We start from the raw sequence: 14,782 nt of genomic DNA, 5'->3' as shown, positions 1-14,782 counted from the left end.
GGATAAACCCTCCCCGCCGGCGGGGAGGGTTTATCCCCCCCAGCCCCCCTTGTTAAGGGGGGTAGAGAAAAGGCGTTTGGCGTACGACGTACGACCCGCGCCCGGCTACCGGCCACCGGCTCAACTCCGGGCTTCGTCGCGGTCGCGGCGATAACCCCACAGCGCCAACAGCCCGAAGAACACGAAGGTTCCCAGCAGCCACAGGGCGTGCTCGAGCGTCCCCCCCGGCTCGACGCCGGTGAAGGCTTGGGCGGCCTCCCTCGAGCCCACCGTGCTCCAGACCAACTGGCCGAAGTGGTAGGTGGGGAGGTAGGGGGCCGTCTCGCGCAGGAACTCGGGCAGGCGGGAGAGCGGGAAGAAGAAGCCGCTGGCGAAGGAGAGAGGCAGGTAGACCAGGTTGGCGATGGTGCTCGCGGCCTTGGGGCGGGCCAGGTAGCCCAGCGCGAAGCCCAGCGTGGAGAGCGAGAGCCCGCCCAGCAGCAGCACGCCGAAGGTGGCGAGCCACTTCTCCGGCGGCAGCCGCACCCCGCCCGCCAAGGCGGCCACCGCGAAGAGGACGAGGAGGGTCAGGGCGCCGAAGAGCACGCTCATGGCGAACTTCCCGGCGAAGTAGACCCACGCCGGCATGGGCGTGACCCGCATCAGGCGCAGCCAGCCGCCCTTGCGGTCTTGGGCCACGTCCACGCCGAAGGTGAAGATCGCCAGGCTCAGCAGGCCGTAGGCCGCGAAGGAGGCCATCATCAGCGCCCGGACCTGGGTGCCGTCGGGAAGGGTGCCGCTGGAGGTGAGGCCGAACATGGCGTAAAGCATCACCGGGACCGCCACGATGCCGATGAGGAACTCGGGCACGCGGAAGGCGGCCAGGAACTCCGAGCGGACCTGGGCCCACAGCATGGCGGAGGTGGAGCCGCCGGGACGGGCGGTGGGGCTCAGGCGGCGCTTGGTCACGTTGGTGATGGTCTTGGTCATGGTGTTCTCCTCGATTGCTGTGCCCGCCCGGCGGCCCACGCGAACTCGAGCAAGTTCGGGGCCAGGCGGGCCCTAAAAGCGGCGGTCAGGGTCTTGCGACACGGGGGCTGGAGAAGGCCAGGGCGCGCACCTCAGGCCTCGAGCCTCCCCGTCAGGCTCACGAAGGCGGCCTCGAGGTCGGTGTCTTTGACGGTGAGGTCGCTCATGGAGTAGCCCCGCCGCACCAGTTCGCCGAGGAAGGCCTCGGGCTCGTTGGAGTAGACCAGCACGTGGCCGTTTTCTTGCTCGAGCCGCTGTGCGCCGGGCAGGGCTTGGAGCCGCTCGAGCGGGGCGTCGGTGCGCAGGCGCACGGTCTTGGCGGCCACCCGGCGCTTGACCTGGGCGGGGGTGCCGCTGTGGAGCACCCGGCCCTGGTGCAGCACCACCACCCGGTCGGCGTTGGCGTCGGCCTCCTCGAGGTAGTGGGTGCTGAAGAGGATGGTCTTGCCCAGCGCGGCGAAGCCCCGCACCTGCTCCCAGAAGGCCCGCCGCGCCTCGACGTCCATCGCCACGGTGGGCTCGTCGAGGAAGATCAGGTCGGGGTCGCCCACCACGGCCAGGGCGAAGTACAGCCGCTGCTTCTGCCCGCCCGAGAGCTGGCTCACCTGGGCGCGGCGCTTCTCCAGCAAGTCGGCGCGCTCCAGCACCTCCTGGGTGGGCAGGCGGTAGGGGTAGTAGCGGGCGAAGAGCTCGACGATTTCCTCGACGGTGAGGCTCTGCGGCAGCCCCGACTCCTGCAGCATCACCCCCACCCGGCCCCTGGCCTCAGGGAGGTCGGGGCGGTGCCCGAAGAGGCGCACCGTGCCGGAGTCGGGCAGCTTCTGGCCCAGCATGATGCTGATGGCGGTGGTCTTTCCGGCCCCGTTGGGCCCCAGGAAGGCCACCACCTCGCCCGCGCCCACCTCGAGGCTCACCCCGCGCAACGCCTCGAGCTTCCCGTAGCGCTTGCTCACCCCCTGCATCTCGATCACGTTCATGCTCTGCCTCCGTCGTGGCCCAGGGTAGGGCCTGCCCCGCCCCGCCCACATCTGCTGGGGGTCACGGGAGGTGGGCATGACTTTCGGCAGGGGAAGCCCGGGGGAGCCGAACCTATAATTCGGCCATGCCGCCGTGGGCGCTGCAGATGTCGTACTGGGCCGGGGTGGGCACCTGGCTGGTGGTGGGGGTGCCGGTGGTGCTCCAGTGGGCCCAGAAGCCCGCCCTCTTCGCCCAGCCGGGCAACTACCTGTGGCTGGCCTGCTACTTGCTGTTCGGCCTGATCTTCGCCCTCGTCGCTTCCGAGCGCCTGCCCTTTTTGAACGCCACGCCCAAGGTGGAGCGGGCGGTACTGGGCCTGCAGGTGTTCCTGGCGTCGTGCGCGCTGCTGCTGCTGCCGCAGTACGGCTTCATCGCGGTGCTGTTCATCATCACCGCCGCCCACGCCCCCCACGTGCTGCGCCTGCCGCAGGCGGTGGCGCTGGTGCTGGCCCAGACCGCGCTGATGGCCGTCACCTTCTCCCGGGTGGGCGGCTGGGACGACGGGCTCGAGGTCACGGTCTCGGTCTTCGCCTACCTGGGCTTCCAGCTCTTCGCCCTCTTCTCCACCGAGGCCGCGCTGCGCGAGGCGCGGGCGCGGGCCGAACTGAGCCAGCTCAACGCCGAGCTCAAGGCCACCCAGGCCCTGCTCTCCGAGTCGAGCCGGGTGGGCGAGCGGGTGCGCATCGCCCGCGAGCTGCACGACCTCATCGGCCACCAGCTCACCGCGCTCGCGCTCAACCTCGAGATCGCCACCCACACCGAAGGGCAGAAGTCGCGCGAGCACGTGGCGAAGGCCCGGCAGATCGCCAAGGAGCTGCTGGGCGGCGTGCGGGGCGTGGTCAGCGCCATGCGCGACACGCCCATCGACCTCGAGGCCTCCCTGCGGGCGCTGGTGGAGGGGGTGCCCAAGCCCGCCATCCACCTCGCGCTCGAGCCCGGCGTGAGCCTGGAAGACCCCGAAAAAGCCCACGCCCTGGTGCGCTGCGTGCAGGAGGTCATCACCAACGCCGTGCGCCACGCCCAGGCCGATAACCTCTGGATCCGCCTCGAGGCCACCCCCGAGGGCCTCGCCGTCCACGCCCGCGACGACGGGCGCGGCGTGCGGGAGGTCAGGGCGGGCAACGGCCTGCGCGGGATGCGCGAGCGGCTGGAGCAGTTGGGCGGTCGCCTCCAGGTCGAGAGCCGCCCCGGCGAGGGCTTCAGCATCGACGCGGTGATGCCCTCGTGATCCGGGTGGTGCTGGTGGACGACCAGACCCTGGTGCGCCAGGGGATCAGGAGCCTGCTCGAGCTCTCCGACCGGGTAAGGGTCGTCGCGGAAGCCTCCGACGGCCAGGAGGGCCTGCAGGCCGTCGCCCTGCACCGCCCCGACGTGGTGCTGCTCGACCTGCGGATGCCGGTGCTCGACGGCATCGGCACCCTCAGGGCCCTTTCCCGAGCCGGCTTCTTCCCCCCCACCCTCATCCTCACCACCTTCGACGACGACGAGCGGGTCCTGGACGCCCTGCGCGCCGGGGCCAAGGGCTATCTGCTCAAGGACGTGACCCTAGCCCAACTCGTCGAGGCCATCGAGATCCTGGCCGCGGGCGGCACCCTGATCCAGCCCGCCGTCACCGAGCGATTAATCCGCGGCCTGACCCAACTGCACAAGGGCGACTCCCCCACCCGCCCCTACGCCGACGCCTACGACCCCGAAGAGCTCACCGACCGCGAGACCGAGATCCTGCGCCTGCTGGCCGGGGGCTACAACAACCGCGAGGTGGGCAGCGCCCTGGGCATCTCCGAAGGCACCGTGAAAAACCACGTCTCCTCCATCCTCTCCAAGCTGGGCGTGCGCGACCGGACCAGGGCGGTGCTGAAGGCGCTCGAGCTGGGGTTGATTTAGCTAGCCGGCCCGTAGTTTATCGAGGGTCAAAGCATTTCGCATCTTGCGTTCGGCGTACGACGTACGACCGGCGTCTTGCGTCTGGCGTCTGGCGTCTGGCGTCTGGCGTTCGGCGTTTCGCGTACGACGTACGACGTAGGACGTCCGACCCGCGACCCGCGCCCGGCTATCAACCCCCTCACCGCGTAAAACTCCACGACACCGGCCGCCCGCCCGCGTACGGCATCACCCCGTGGAAAGGGCGCGGGTCGTCGTCGAAGACCAGCGGCAGGAAGTGGCGGTCGCCGGGCCACATGGGCAGTTCCATCCGGACGACGCGCTCGAGCGCGACCCACTCGAGCGCCCCCTCGGGGTTGCGCTCCAAAGGCGTGCCGGTCCACTCGGGGACGAGGAACACGAAGCCGAACCAGTCCTCGCCGTGCTTGCCGAAGCCGGGCCAGGAGAGGGTGCCACGCAGGATGAGGCGGGTGGCCTCGATGCCGGCTTCCTCGCGCAGCTCGCGGCGCATCCCGGCAGCCACGTCCTCGTGGGGCTCGAGCTTGCCCCCCAACCCGTTGTACTTGCCTAAGGCGGGGTCTTCGGGGCGGGCGTTGCGGTGGATCAGCAGCACCGAGCGGCCGTCGGGCGAGAGCACGTAGCCGAGCGTCGCCAGGATGGGGGTGTAGGGCATGGGGGTATCTTAGCGTGCGCCCCGCACGCCGTTCTCGAGCCCATCCCGCCCTGATAGACTCGGCGGCGTATGGCCTCACGGTTGCGTTTCCTCGGCAGCGGCGATTCACAGGGTGTCCCCCGCTGGTGGTGCGGGTGTTCGGTGTGCCAGGAGGCCCGCGCCACGGGGCTCAACGCCCGCACCCGGCCCTCGGTGTGGGTCGAGGGTTCCGAGCAGGTCCTGATCGACGTGGCCCCCGAGTTCCGCCTCCAGGCCACCCGCGAGGGCCTGCGCCGCTTCGACGCCGTGCTCATCACCCACGCCCACAACGACCACATCCTGGGCCTGGGCGACGTGGCCGACCGCGCCCGCTGGACCAAGGAGCCCTGCCCCGCCTACGCCCCGCGCGAGGTGCTGCCCCAGTTGCAGCAGCGCTTCGCCTACTTGTTCCAGGGGACCTACCTCGAGCGCATCCCTTTCCGCGCGCTCGAGGACGCCGGGCGCACCTTCGCGGGCTACGCCGTGAGCGCCGTAAAGGTGCCCCACGGCTACAACGGCTGGTCCTACGCCTTCCGCTTCGACGGCCCCCACGGCTCCTGGGCCTACATGCCCGACTGCATCGGCCTCGAAGACCTCGAGCCCTGGCGCGGCCTGGACCTGCTGGTCCTGGGCACCAGCTTCTACAAGGAGCCCGCCCCCGTCGCCAGCCGCAGCGTGTACGACGTGACCGAAGCCGTAGAACTCGTCTCCCGGCTCAAGCCCGCCCGCACCGTATTCACCCACCTCAGCCACGGCATCGACCGCCGCAAGCCCGCGCCCGAGGGGGCAATGTACGCACATGACGGGCTGGTGCTCGAGCTGCCTTGAGCTGAGCGGTACAAGCCTTCAGCCGCCAGCTTGTGGTTTGTCGAGGGTCAAGGGTCTAGGGTCGAGGGCCAAGACGTCTTGCGTCTTGCGTCTTGCGTTTTGCGTCTTGCGTACGACGTACGACGCACGACCGGCGTCTTGCATTCAACGTACGACGCCCGACCCACCCGCCCTCAAGCCAGCCGCGGCGCGTTCGGGCTGGGCCGCTCGGCCAGGATCTTGAACTGGCGGTGGCGCTCGAGGGCCGCCGCGACGAAGCCGCCAAAGGGCGGGGAGACCCGCATGGGGCGGCTGGCGAGCTCGGGGTGGGACTGCAGGCCGATGAAGAAGGGGTGGCCGGGGAGTTCGACGGCCTCGACCAGGCCCTCGCCGCGCCCGTGCATGCCCGGCGTGACCGCCGAGACGGTGAGGCCGCCCTCGATGAGCTTCTGCACGTAGGCGGGGTTGACCTCGTAGCGGTGGCGGTGGCGCTCGTAGGCCAGGTCCTTGCCGTAGAGGCGGTGCAGGGTGGTCTCGGGGTGGATGCGCATGGGCCAGTTGCCCAGCCGCATCGTGCCGCCCAAGCCCTCGACCTCGAGCTGCTCGGGCATGAGGTCGATGACGGGGTGGGGGGTGTAGGGGTCGAACTCGGTGGAGTTGGCCCCCTCCAGGCCCAGCACGTTGCGCGCGAACTCGATCACCGCGACCTGCAGGCCCAGGCAGATGCCGAAGTAGGGGATGCCGTTCTCGCGGGCGTAGCGGGCGCACAGGATCTTGCCCTCGATGCCGCGGATGCCGAAGCCGGGCCCCACCAGCACCCCGTCCACCCCGTGCAGCGCCTCGGCGGCCTTCTCGAGGCCGGTGACCTCCTCGGCGTTGACCCACTTCACGTTCACGCGGGCGTCGTTGGCGATCCCCGCGTGGCGGAAGCCCTCGAGGATGGAGAGATAGGCGTCGGGCATCTTGACGTACTTGCCCACGAAGGCCACCGTGACCTCGCTCGAGGGGTGCTTGAGCTTGCGCACGGCGTTCTGCCAGAAGCTGAGGTTGGGCTGGATGGGCTCTAGGCCCAGCTTCTTCTCCACCACCCGCCCGACGCCCTGCTCCTCGAGCACCAGCGGCACCTCGTAGAGGAACTGCACGGTGGGGCTGGAGAAGACCTCGCTGGGGCGCACGTTGGTGAAGAGTGCCACCTTCTTGCGCACGTCCTCGGGCACCATCTTGTCCGAGCGCAGCACCACCGCGTCGGCCTGGATGCCCAGGCCCCGCAGCGCCGAGACCGAGTGCTGGGTGGGCTTGGTCTTGAACTCCTCGGAAGTGGGCAGGTAGGGCAGCAGCGTGAGGTGGATGTACATCACGTCGCCGTCCTCCTCGTCGAACTGGAACTGGCGGATGGCCTCCAAAAAGGGCAGGCTCTCGATGTCGCCCACCGTGCCCCCCACCTCCACCACCGCGATGTCGGCCTCCTGCTCCTTGGCGACGCGGCGGATGCGGTCCTTGATCTCGTCGGTGATGTGGGGGATCACCTGCACCGTCTGCGACAGGTACTCCCCGCGGCGCTCCTTCTGGATCACCGAGAGGTAGACCTGCCCGGTGGTCAGGTTGTTGCCCCGGCTGAGGTCGATGTCGAGGAAGCGCTCGTAATGCCCGATGTCGAGGTCGGTCTCGGCCCCGTCGCCGGTGACGAAGACCTCGCCGTGCTCGTAAGGGCGCATGGTCCCCGCGTCCACGTTCACGTAGGGGTCGATCTTGATCGCCGTGACCTTGTAGCCCCGCGCCCGCAGGATCGCCCCCAGCGAGGAGGTCAGGATGCCCTTGCCCAAACTGCTCACCACACCGCCCGTGACGAATATGTATTTCATCCTGCTCTCCTCCAAAACAAAACAAGGCTGAACGACCTCACGCCCCTCCTGGCGTCGAGGCCAGCCAGCTAGGTTTTCACGGGACTTCAGCATACCACTGTTCAGGCTCGCCGTGGATGAGGCAGATGGCGGGGTGAGGGGTAAGCCGTCAGCGGAAGGCCCGTGGCCCGTCGAGGGCCTAGGGTCCAGGGCCGAGGCCTGGGCGTTTTGCGTAGGACGTACGACGTAAGACGTACGACCCAACACATACGGCCTCAAGATCACCCCACATTTCTGTACCGAGTCAAACCAGGAGTATAGTTAAACCATGAGTATCGCGCCCGGCATCGAGGTTATCCCGGTTCCCATCCCCTACCCGTTCAAGTACGTCAACTGCTACTTGCTGCTGGGCGAGGGGGCGGTGCTGGTGGACTGTGCGCTCGACACGCCCGAGGCCAGGGGTGCCCTCGAGACCGGCTTAGCCCGGCACGGGCTGAAGTTCGGCGACCTCGAGCGGCTGGTGCTGACCCACCACCACCCCGACCACTACGGCCTGGCCGGGCTGATCGAGGCCGAGGGGGTGCCGGTGTACCTGCTGGACGTGGAGCTCGAGCGCGGCCACCCCTTCTGGACCGAGCCCGAGGCCATGAACCGGACCGGGCTCGAGCTCTTCCGCCGGCACGGGGTCCCCGACGAAGCCCTGAGCAACCTGGGGCGCGAGATGGACAAGACCCGCAGCCGGGTGCACGCGCCCGGAAACCCCCGCACCTTCCGCGACGGGGAGGTGCTCGAGCTCGCCGGGCAGCGCTGGCGGGCGGTGTGGACCCCCGGCCACGCCGACGGGCACGCCATGCTGCTGCGCGAGAGCGACGGGGTGCTGCTGGCCGGCGACCACGTGCTCGAGCGCATCTCCCCCAACATCGGCGTGTGGGCCTACTCCTACCCCGACCCGCTGGGGCTCTACCTGGAGTCACTGGAGAAGGCGCGGGGGCTCGAGGTCTCGCTGGCCCTGCCCGGCCACTACCGCCCCCTGCGCGACCTGCGGGGCCGCATCGCCGAGCTGGCCGCCCACCACCACGAGCGCCTGGACTACCTGCTGGGCCTGATGAACGGCGAGCCCAAGACCTGCTGGGAGCTCTCCTTAGGGCTCTTCCCCGGCGAGCTCTCGCTGCCGCAGCGCCGCTTCGCCTGGTCGGAAACGCTGGCGCACCTGGAGTACCTGGTTAACCTCGGGGCCGTCGAGCGCTCCGAGGACGGGACGATCCGCTACAGCAGCACGGTTCATTCTCTGGCCCCCGGCCGAAGGGCCTGAAGTCCGCCTAGCTCACCAGGCCAGCGCCTGGCCGTCGGCCCTGGGCTCGGAGCCGGCGACCAGGGTCTCCCCCTGCCGCAGGATGATCTGCCCCCGCCCGAAGAGCCCGGCTTCGGGCTGGATCACCACCTGGTGGCCCCGGTCGATGAGGCCCTGCACCACGTGCTGAGGGACGCTGGGCTCGAGCAGCACCTGCTTGCCCTTGACCCACTGCCAGCGCGGCGCGTCGAGCACGGCCTGCGGGTTGAGGCCCATGTCCTCCAGCCCCAGCACCACCTGCAGGTGGCCTTGGGGCTGCATGTGGCCGCCCATCACCCCGAAGGGGCCTAAGGGCTTGCCGCCGCGGGTCAGGAAGCCGGGGATGATGGTGTGGAAGGGGCGCTTGGCGGGGGCGTAGCGGTTGGGGTGGCCGGGCTCGAGCACGAAGCCCGCCCCCCGGTTCTGCAAGGCAATTCCGGTGCCCGGCACCAGCACCCCGGCTCCGAAGCCCATGTAGTTGGACTGGATGAAGCTCACCATCAGCTCGCCGTCGGCGGCGCAGAGGTAGACCGTGCCCCCCTTGGGGATGCCGGCCTCGGCGGCTCGAGCCGTGTCGCCGATGAGCCGGCGGCGGCCGGAGAGGTAGGTCTCGTCGAGCAGGTCGGCGCTGCCCACGCGCATGTGGCGGGGGTCGGTGACTTCGGCCTGGACGTCGGCGAAGGCGAGCTTCATGGCCTCGACCTGGAGGTGCAGGTACTCGACGGGGTCGTGGGCGGCGCGGGCCATGTCGAAGCCGCCGAGGATCTTGAGCGCCATCAGCGCGGCGATGCCCTGCCCGTTGGGCGGGATCTCGTGCAGCTCGAGGCCCCCGTACTGGGCCGAGATGGGCTCGACCCACTCCGGCTCGTAGGCGGCGAGGTCGGCCTGGGCCAGCCAGCCCCCGGTGGCGGCGGCAAATTCGGCCGTCTTCTGGGCCAGCGCGCCCCGGTAGAAGCTCTCGGCGTGGCTCGAGGCGATCTCCCGCAGCGTGGCCGCATGGCCCGGGCTGCGCCAGACCTCCCCGGCCCGCGGGCCGCGCCCCCCAGGGAAAAACACCTCGTTAAAGGCCCGGTGTTCCGGCCCGGACATCTTCAGGAAGGTCTCCGCCGAGCGGCCCCAGCCCCGCGCCGTCACCGGCGACACCGCGAAGCCTTCCTCCGCGTAGCGGATGGCCGGCTCGAACAGCCGCTCGAAGGGCAGCTTGCCGAAGCGCTCCGACACCGCCCGCCAGCCCGCCGGGGTCCCCGGCACGGTGACCGGCAGCCAGCCTCGAGCCGGGACCTCCTGCATCCCCTCGAAGGCGCTGGGCGGGAGCTGGCTGGGGCTGGGCCCCGAGGCGTTGAGCCCGTGCAGTTTGCCGTCCCAGATCAGGGCGAAGGCGTCCGAGCCGATGCCGTTGGAGGTGGGCTCGAGCACCGTGAGCGCGATCGCTATCGCCAGGGCCGCGTCCGCCGCGTTGCCCCCGGCCAGCAGCATCTCCATGCCGGCCAGCGCCGCCTGAGGCTGCGAGGTGGCCACCGCGCCGCGCTTACCCACCATCACCGTGCGGCGCGAGGGATAAGGGTAGTAGTTGAGGTCCACGAGTAGCAGGGTACAGGAGGAGAGAGGTCGAGGGTCAAGGGGCTAGCGGCCGGACGCCGGGGGCGGGTCGTACGTCGTACGTCCTACGTCGTACGCCAGACGCAAAACGCAAGACGCAAAACGCCGGTTGTACGTCTGTCGTGCGTCCTACGTCGTACGTCGTGCGCAATGCGCGAGATGCCTCGGCCTTTAGGCTGCCTTTCGCTGGCGGCCCTTCTAAACTGGCTCGTCGAAGCGGTAGGGTTTAATGCTCACGCAACGGCCCTTTTCGAACTCGAGCGCGGTGGCGTGGAAGCGGGCGGGGCCTTCCTGGGCGCGGAAGCGGGTGGGGCGCTGGGTGAGGAAGCGGCCCAGGAAGCTGTGCACTTCGCCGCCGATGATGCCGTCGTAGGTGCCGGTCATGCCCACGTCGGTCTGGTAGCCGGTGCCCCCCGGCAGGATTTCGGCGTCGGCGGTGGGGACGTGGGTGTGGGTGCCCAGGACGGCGGCTACCCGCCCGTCGAGGTGGCGGGCCAGGGCCAGCTTCTCGGCGGTGGCCTCGGCGTGGACCTCGAGCAGCACGTGGTCGGCGGACTGCTCGGCCAGGAGGGCGTCCATGCCGCGGAAGGGGTCCTCGAGGGGGTCCATGAAGAGGCGGCCCATCATCTGGCAGACCAACAGGCTCTCCCCTGCCGCCTCGAGCCGCCACCAGCCCTTGCCGGGGGTGCCAGGGGGGTAGTTCTGGGCCCGCACGATGGGCTCGGTCTCGATGAGCTCGTACACCTCGCGCTGGTCCCAGGCGTGGTTACCCAGGGTCAGCACGTCCACGCCCGCGTTGCGCAGGCGCTTGTAGGCCGCCTTGGAGAGGCCCAGGCCCCCCGCGGTGTTCTCGGCGTTGGCGACGACCACGTCGAAGTCGTCGCGGATATCGGGGAGGTGCCTCGAGACGATGCGCAAACCGGGTTCGGCGAAGATATCCCCGATGAATAGGACACGCATGCGCCTAGTCTAATCGGGCACCCGGGTACAGCGCGTGCAATTCAGCCCTCAGGGCCTGGAAATTCTCCGACGGCAGCCGGCACGAGCCGTGGCGGCACAAGTAGGCCAGGCCCGCTTTCCGGTCGGCGAGGATCGGCACGGAGCCGGCGGGCCCGGACGCCAGGGTGGTGATGGGCAGGTACTGCCCCCTCACCTCCGGGAGCCAGCTCGAGGGCGTCACCATCGCCAGCTCGCTGCCCTGCGTGCCGACGAGGTGCGCCTGGAGCAGCGCCGGGAAGCCGAAGGCGCTGCGCAGGAGGCTCTGCGAGTAGACCTCCACCGCCGACAGAGCCGCCTCGTGCCACTCGGGGCGCTCGTAAAGGGCGGCCAGCCGGAACAGCAACTCGGCCGCCGAGGCCGAAGGGCTGGGGTAGGGCCCGTCGTACACGTCCTTGGCCTTGACGGGCAGCCCCTCGTTCATAGAGTCGCGGAAGCCGCCCTCGGGGTCGCGGAAGTGGGCCAGTACGGCTTCGGCCCGCTGGTGGGCGGCCTCGAGCCACTCCATCTCCCCGGTGGCCTGGTAGAGCTCCAGCAACCCCAGCCCGTAATTGGCCTGGTCGCTCAGGTAGGCCTCGGGGCGCAGCTTCCCGGCCCGCCAGGAGTGGCGCAGCAAGCCGCCCGTCAGCATGGTCCCCAGCACGAAGCGGGCGTTGGCGCGGGCGGCCTCCAGGTAGCGCTCCTCCCCCAGCAACCGCCCGGCCTCCGCGAAGGCCCGCAGCATCAGGCCGTTCCAGTCGGCAAGCACCTTGTCGTCGGTGAGGGGCCAAACGCGCCCTTTGCGGCGCTCGTAGAGCCGGCTCCGAACGCCCTCGACCCACTCGCCGTAGGCCTGGGGGCTCAGGCCCAGCGACTCGCGCAGCGCCTCGTCGGGGAAGCGGCGCTCGAGCACGTTGACCCCCTCCCAGTTCCCCGCCTCCGACACCCCGAACAGCCGGGCGGCCGCGTCGGCGTCGGCCCCCAGCACCTCACGGAACTCGGCCTCGCTCCAGACGTAGAACTTGCCCTCTACGCCCTCCGAGTCGGCGTCCTGGGCCGACCAGAACTCGCCCTGCGGTCCGGTCATCTCGCGCAGCACGTAGCGCAAAATCTCCTCGGCCACCTGCCGGTAGCGCTCCTTGCCCGAGAGCTCGTAGCCCCCCAGGTAGACCCGCGCCAGTTGCGCGTTGTCGTAGAGCATCTTCTCGAAGTGCGGCACCCGCCAGATGCCGTCCACGGCGTAGCGGTGGAAGCCGCCGCCCACCTGGTCGTAGATGCCGCCCTCCATCATGCGCTCGAGGGTGAGCTCGAGGTGCTTCCAGGCCACGCCGTCCCCCAGCCAGGCGTGGGAGAGCAGGTAGAGCAGCGCCGGGCTCTGGGGGAACTTGGGCGCCCCCCCGAAGCCGCCGTAGCTCGGGTCGAAAGCCCGCGACAGCCCGGCCAAAGCTGCCGCGTGCAGGTCCTCGGGCAGGGGCGCGCCGCGCGGCCGGAGCGCGTTGCCCAGCGCGGCGGTGAGGCCCTGGGCGTTCTCGAGCACGTCCTCCTTCTGGTGCAGCCAGGCGTTGCGGACGGCCTCGAGCAGCCGCCGGAAGCTGGGCAGTTGCGGGTGGTCGCGCGGGGGGAAGTAAGTCCCGCCGTAGAAGGGCCGCAGGTCGGGCATCAGGAACATGCTCATGGGCCAGCCGCCGGAACCGGTCATGGCCTGCAGGGCGCTCATGTAGACGTGGTCCACGTCGGGCAGTTCCTCCCGGTCCACCTTGATCGGCACGAAGTGCGCGCTGAGGAAGGCCGCCACCTCGGGGTCCTCGAAGCTCTCGCGCTCCATCACGTGGCACCAGTGGCAGGTGGCATAACCCACCGACAAAAAGATGGGCTTGTCCTCCGCCCGCGCCTTGGCGAAGGCCTCCTCCCCCCACGGATACCAGTCCACCGGGTTGTGGGCGTGCTGCAGGAGGTAGGGGCTCGTCTCGTGGATCAAGCGGTTCGGCATGAGCCGAGCCTAGTGCCTGGGACCGCCCAGAACTGTAAGAGCGGTTTCCAGAGGGTGCCGGGTGAAGGGAGGCCTGTGGCGTGCGGGGAACCCTCCCGGCCGGCGGGGAAGAAAAGGGCCGGGCGGGCACAGGGGAGTAGTAATACCAGATTCGGTTGGTCCGTCACCGTTCGGTGACGGACCAACCCGACCGAAGGGATACGCTTTCTTCGCCGACCGTCAGGGAGGGGTGTGCTCTAGGATTCAAAAAGATAGCCTCCGGGCTCTTCGGATCGGATGATTATCTTTTTGAATCCGGTATAAGCTGCAAGCCGTTAGCCATCAGCTTTGATACGGGAACCCCCTCTCCCGACGGGAGAGGGGGCATTTTGCGTTCGGCTACCAGCTATCGGCGCTTAGCGTTCAGCTATCGGCTATCAGCCACCGACGCATCTCACGCCGACTTGGGCTTCTGAACGTACCGCAGGATGAAGTACACCGCCCCGGCCACGATCAGGGCGGGGACCAGGATCGTGAGCAGGCGGAACACCAGACCGGCCAGGCCCTTGAGAATGGCTCCTAAGAACGTGAAAAGCCAGCCGCCCACCCACATGACCACGAGCGCAGCCACGGCGATGAGCAGGCCCAATACCACCCACTCGAGGATATCTTGGAAAGAACGCTCGTTCATGGCTTCAGGATAACACACCGCCGCCGGGGCTCTTCAGGGCGTTCCAGAGCTTGCGGGTGGTGATGATCTGCCCGGCGTGGTGCTGGGCGTGGGCGGCGATGTGGTCGAAGACGTAAAGGGCCGGGACGGGGGCGAAGTCGCCCCAGGAGCAGGGGGCCTCGAGGTCGGGCTGCTCGAGCCGGGAGAGCCCGTCACGGACCAGGCGCAGGTTCGCGCGGAATTCCTCCAGCACCGCCGCGGGGGGCTCGTGGGTCACCCGCAACTGCTCCGGCGGCAAGAGCCGGTAGGCCTGGGGGATCTCCTGGCCTGTCCCCCGGAAGTAGAGGCGGGCGGAGGCCATGCCGACGTGGCGCACTAGGCCGCCGACGGCGTTGGCGCCTTCGGCCGGGAGCCACCAGAAGCCCTCGGGGCCTAAGTCGGCGGCCCACCTGTCCACGGTCTCCTCCACCTCCTCGAGGTTGCGCAGCCAGACCGAAACCAGGGGGTGAACGCCTTCGATGTCGCCGCGCAGGAACGGCGGGAGCCGGGTGGGAGTCTGCATGGGGCGATTCTACCCGCCCGGAGGCTCAGGGCTCGAGCTTCAGGGCACAGCGCCCGGTGTACTTGCGCTGCCGGACGGCCTCGGGGTAGGCCTCGCGGGTGCCCACGAAGGTGAGGCCGGTCCAGGTGGGGCCGCTCTGGGTCGTCGAGCAGAACAGCGCCTTGGAGGTCGCGTAGCCGCGCAGGGGCTCGAGGTAGACGGTGGCGTTGAGCTGGCGGGTGGAGGGGCTATAAGCCAGCACGACGTGGCGCTTGTCCAGGGCGATGATCGCGCCCTGGGTCCCGCTGCCCTGCACCGCCTGGAAGGGCGACTTGCGCACGACGATCTTGAAGGAGGCGTTCGCCAGGCTGGGGTCCTTGACGAACAGCGTCCAGACCTGACCCTGCTTCAACACGCCGCCCTCGGCGGGCTTGGTCAGGGGCGGCAGGGGCG

The 14,782-nt window shown here is 69.6% G+C and carries 14 protein-coding genes; 4 read left to right on the top strand and 10 right to left on the bottom strand.

Features of this window, described 5'->3' with window-relative positions; translation table 11 throughout:
- Window positions 1-120: 120 nt before the first annotated feature.
- Together Mterra_RS12115 and Mterra_RS12110 are read right to left on the bottom strand one after the other, a co-directional pair.
- A complete protein-coding gene (locus Mterra_RS12115) occupies window positions 121-969 on the bottom strand; it encodes an ABC transporter permease (RefSeq protein WP_119315427.1) in 849 nt (282 codons plus the stop codon).
- Between the two features lie 131 nt (window positions 970-1,100).
- A complete protein-coding gene (locus Mterra_RS12110) occupies window positions 1,101-1,985 on the bottom strand; it encodes an ABC transporter ATP-binding protein (protein ID WP_119315426.1) in 885 nt (294 codons plus the stop codon).
- Window positions 1,986-2,110: 125 nt separating this feature from the next.
- Between Mterra_RS12110 and Mterra_RS12105 the strand changes: the two genes are divergently transcribed.
- Window positions 2,111-3,253, top strand: coding sequence for a sensor histidine kinase (locus Mterra_RS12105; protein ID WP_119315425.1), 1,143 nt, complete (start codon window positions 2,111-2,113; stop codon window positions 3,251-3,253).
- Complete coding sequence (locus tag Mterra_RS12100) at window positions 3,250-3,909, top strand: response regulator (RefSeq protein ID WP_119315424.1); 660 nt, start codon at window positions 3,250-3,252, stop codon at window positions 3,907-3,909. The genes Mterra_RS12105 and Mterra_RS12100 overlap by 4 nt, the downstream gene beginning before the upstream one ends.
- A gap of 178 nt (window positions 3,910-4,087) precedes the next feature.
- Here the strand turns inward: Mterra_RS12100 and Mterra_RS12095 are convergent, their stop codons facing one another.
- Window positions 4,088-4,579, bottom strand: a complete 492-nt coding sequence (locus tag Mterra_RS12095) for an NUDIX hydrolase (RefSeq protein ID WP_119315423.1) — start codon at window positions 4,577-4,579, stop codon at window positions 4,088-4,090.
- A 69-nt stretch (window positions 4,580-4,648) separates the two neighbouring features.
- On the opposite strand from Mterra_RS12095, the gene Mterra_RS12090 reads away from it, so the two are divergent.
- Complete coding sequence (locus Mterra_RS12090) at window positions 4,649-5,425, top strand: MBL fold metallo-hydrolase (RefSeq protein WP_119315422.1); 777 nt, start codon at window positions 4,649-4,651, stop codon at window positions 5,423-5,425.
- A gap of 173 nt (window positions 5,426-5,598) precedes the next feature.
- Here Mterra_RS12090 and Mterra_RS12085 read toward each other — a convergent pair whose 3' ends face one another.
- Entirely contained in the window at window positions 5,599-7,266 is a 1,668-nt protein-coding gene (locus tag Mterra_RS12085) for a CTP synthase (RefSeq protein WP_119315421.1), read from the bottom strand.
- Window positions 7,267-7,573: 307 nt separating this feature from the next.
- On the opposite strand from Mterra_RS12085, the gene Mterra_RS12080 reads away from it, so the two are divergent.
- Window positions 7,574-8,557 (top strand): MBL fold metallo-hydrolase, encoded by a 984-nt coding sequence (locus Mterra_RS12080; RefSeq protein ID WP_119315420.1) that lies wholly within the window; start codon window positions 7,574-7,576, stop codon window positions 8,555-8,557.
- Window positions 8,558-8,569: 12 nt separating this feature from the next.
- Here Mterra_RS12080 and Mterra_RS12075 read toward each other — a convergent pair whose 3' ends face one another.
- The 6 genes from Mterra_RS12075 to Mterra_RS22335 all read right to left on the bottom strand — a co-directional run.
- Window positions 8,570-10,156: a gamma-glutamyltransferase family protein gene (locus Mterra_RS12075; protein WP_119315419.1), complete on the bottom strand. Its 1,587-nt coding sequence runs from the start codon at window positions 10,154-10,156 to the stop codon at window positions 8,570-8,572.
- 216 nt (window positions 10,157-10,372) lie between these two features.
- Window positions 10,373-11,134, bottom strand: coding sequence for a TIGR00282 family metallophosphoesterase (locus Mterra_RS12070; protein ID WP_027893257.1), 762 nt, complete (start codon window positions 11,132-11,134; stop codon window positions 10,373-10,375).
- Window positions 11,135-11,138: 4 nt separating this feature from the next.
- Window positions 11,139-13,139 (bottom strand): thioredoxin domain-containing protein, encoded by a 2,001-nt coding sequence (locus Mterra_RS12065; protein ID WP_027893258.1) that lies wholly within the window; start codon window positions 13,137-13,139, stop codon window positions 11,139-11,141.
- 433 nt (window positions 13,140-13,572) lie between these two features.
- On the bottom strand, window positions 13,573-13,809 hold the full coding sequence (locus Mterra_RS12060) for a DUF502 domain-containing protein (RefSeq protein WP_027893259.1): 237 nt from the start codon (window positions 13,807-13,809) through the stop codon (window positions 13,573-13,575).
- A gap of 4 nt (window positions 13,810-13,813) precedes the next feature.
- Window positions 13,814-14,350, bottom strand: coding sequence for a DinB family protein (locus tag Mterra_RS12055; protein ID WP_027893260.1), 537 nt, complete (start codon window positions 14,348-14,350; stop codon window positions 13,814-13,816).
- Between the two features lie 25 nt (window positions 14,351-14,375).
- Window positions 14,376-14,782 (bottom strand): hypothetical protein (locus Mterra_RS22335; RefSeq protein ID WP_170159648.1); only part of this gene is annotated, 407 nt, incomplete at its 5' end.

This window comes from Calidithermus terrae (assembly GCF_003574345.1).
Lineage (GTDB): Bacteria > Deinococcota > Deinococci > Deinococcales > Thermaceae > Calidithermus > Calidithermus chliarophilus.
This window is presented reverse-complemented; position numbering and strand designations above follow the sequence as displayed.

Excerpts from the sequence above, each read along its gene's own strand:
- Mterra_RS12065 (WP_027893258.1), bottom strand. The coding sequence starts at position 13,139 with ATGCCGAACCGCTTGATCCACGAGACGAGCCCCTACCTCCTGCAGCAC.
- Mterra_RS12095 (WP_119315423.1), bottom strand. The coding sequence starts at position 4,579 with ATGCCCTACACCCCCATCCTGGCGACGCTCGGCTACGTGCTCTCGCCC.
- Mterra_RS12070 (WP_027893257.1), bottom strand. The coding sequence starts at position 11,134 with ATGCGTGTCCTATTCATCGGGGATATCTTCGCCGAACCCGGTTTGCGC.
- Mterra_RS12055 (WP_027893260.1), bottom strand. The coding sequence starts at position 14,350 with ATGCAGACTCCCACCCGGCTCCCGCCGTTCCTGCGCGGCGACATCGAA.
- Mterra_RS12085 (WP_119315421.1), bottom strand. The coding sequence starts at position 7,266 with ATGAAATACATATTCGTCACGGGCGGTGTGGTGAGCAGTTTGGGCAAG.
- Mterra_RS12090 (WP_119315422.1), top strand. The coding sequence starts at position 4,649 with ATGGCCTCACGGTTGCGTTTCCTCGGCAGCGGCGATTCACAGGGTGTC.
- Mterra_RS12080 (WP_119315420.1), top strand. The coding sequence starts at position 7,574 with ATGAGTATCGCGCCCGGCATCGAGGTTATCCCGGTTCCCATCCCCTAC.
- Mterra_RS12110 (WP_119315426.1), bottom strand. The coding sequence starts at position 1,985 with ATGAACGTGATCGAGATGCAGGGGGTGAGCAAGCGCTACGGGAAGCTC.
- Mterra_RS12105 (WP_119315425.1), top strand. The coding sequence starts at position 2,111 with ATGCCGCCGTGGGCGCTGCAGATGTCGTACTGGGCCGGGGTGGGCACC.
- Mterra_RS12060 (WP_027893259.1), bottom strand. The coding sequence starts at position 13,809 with ATGAACGAGCGTTCTTTCCAAGATATCCTCGAGTGGGTGGTATTGGGC.
- Mterra_RS12115 (WP_119315427.1), bottom strand. The coding sequence starts at position 969 with ATGACCAAGACCATCACCAACGTGACCAAGCGCCGCCTGAGCCCCACC.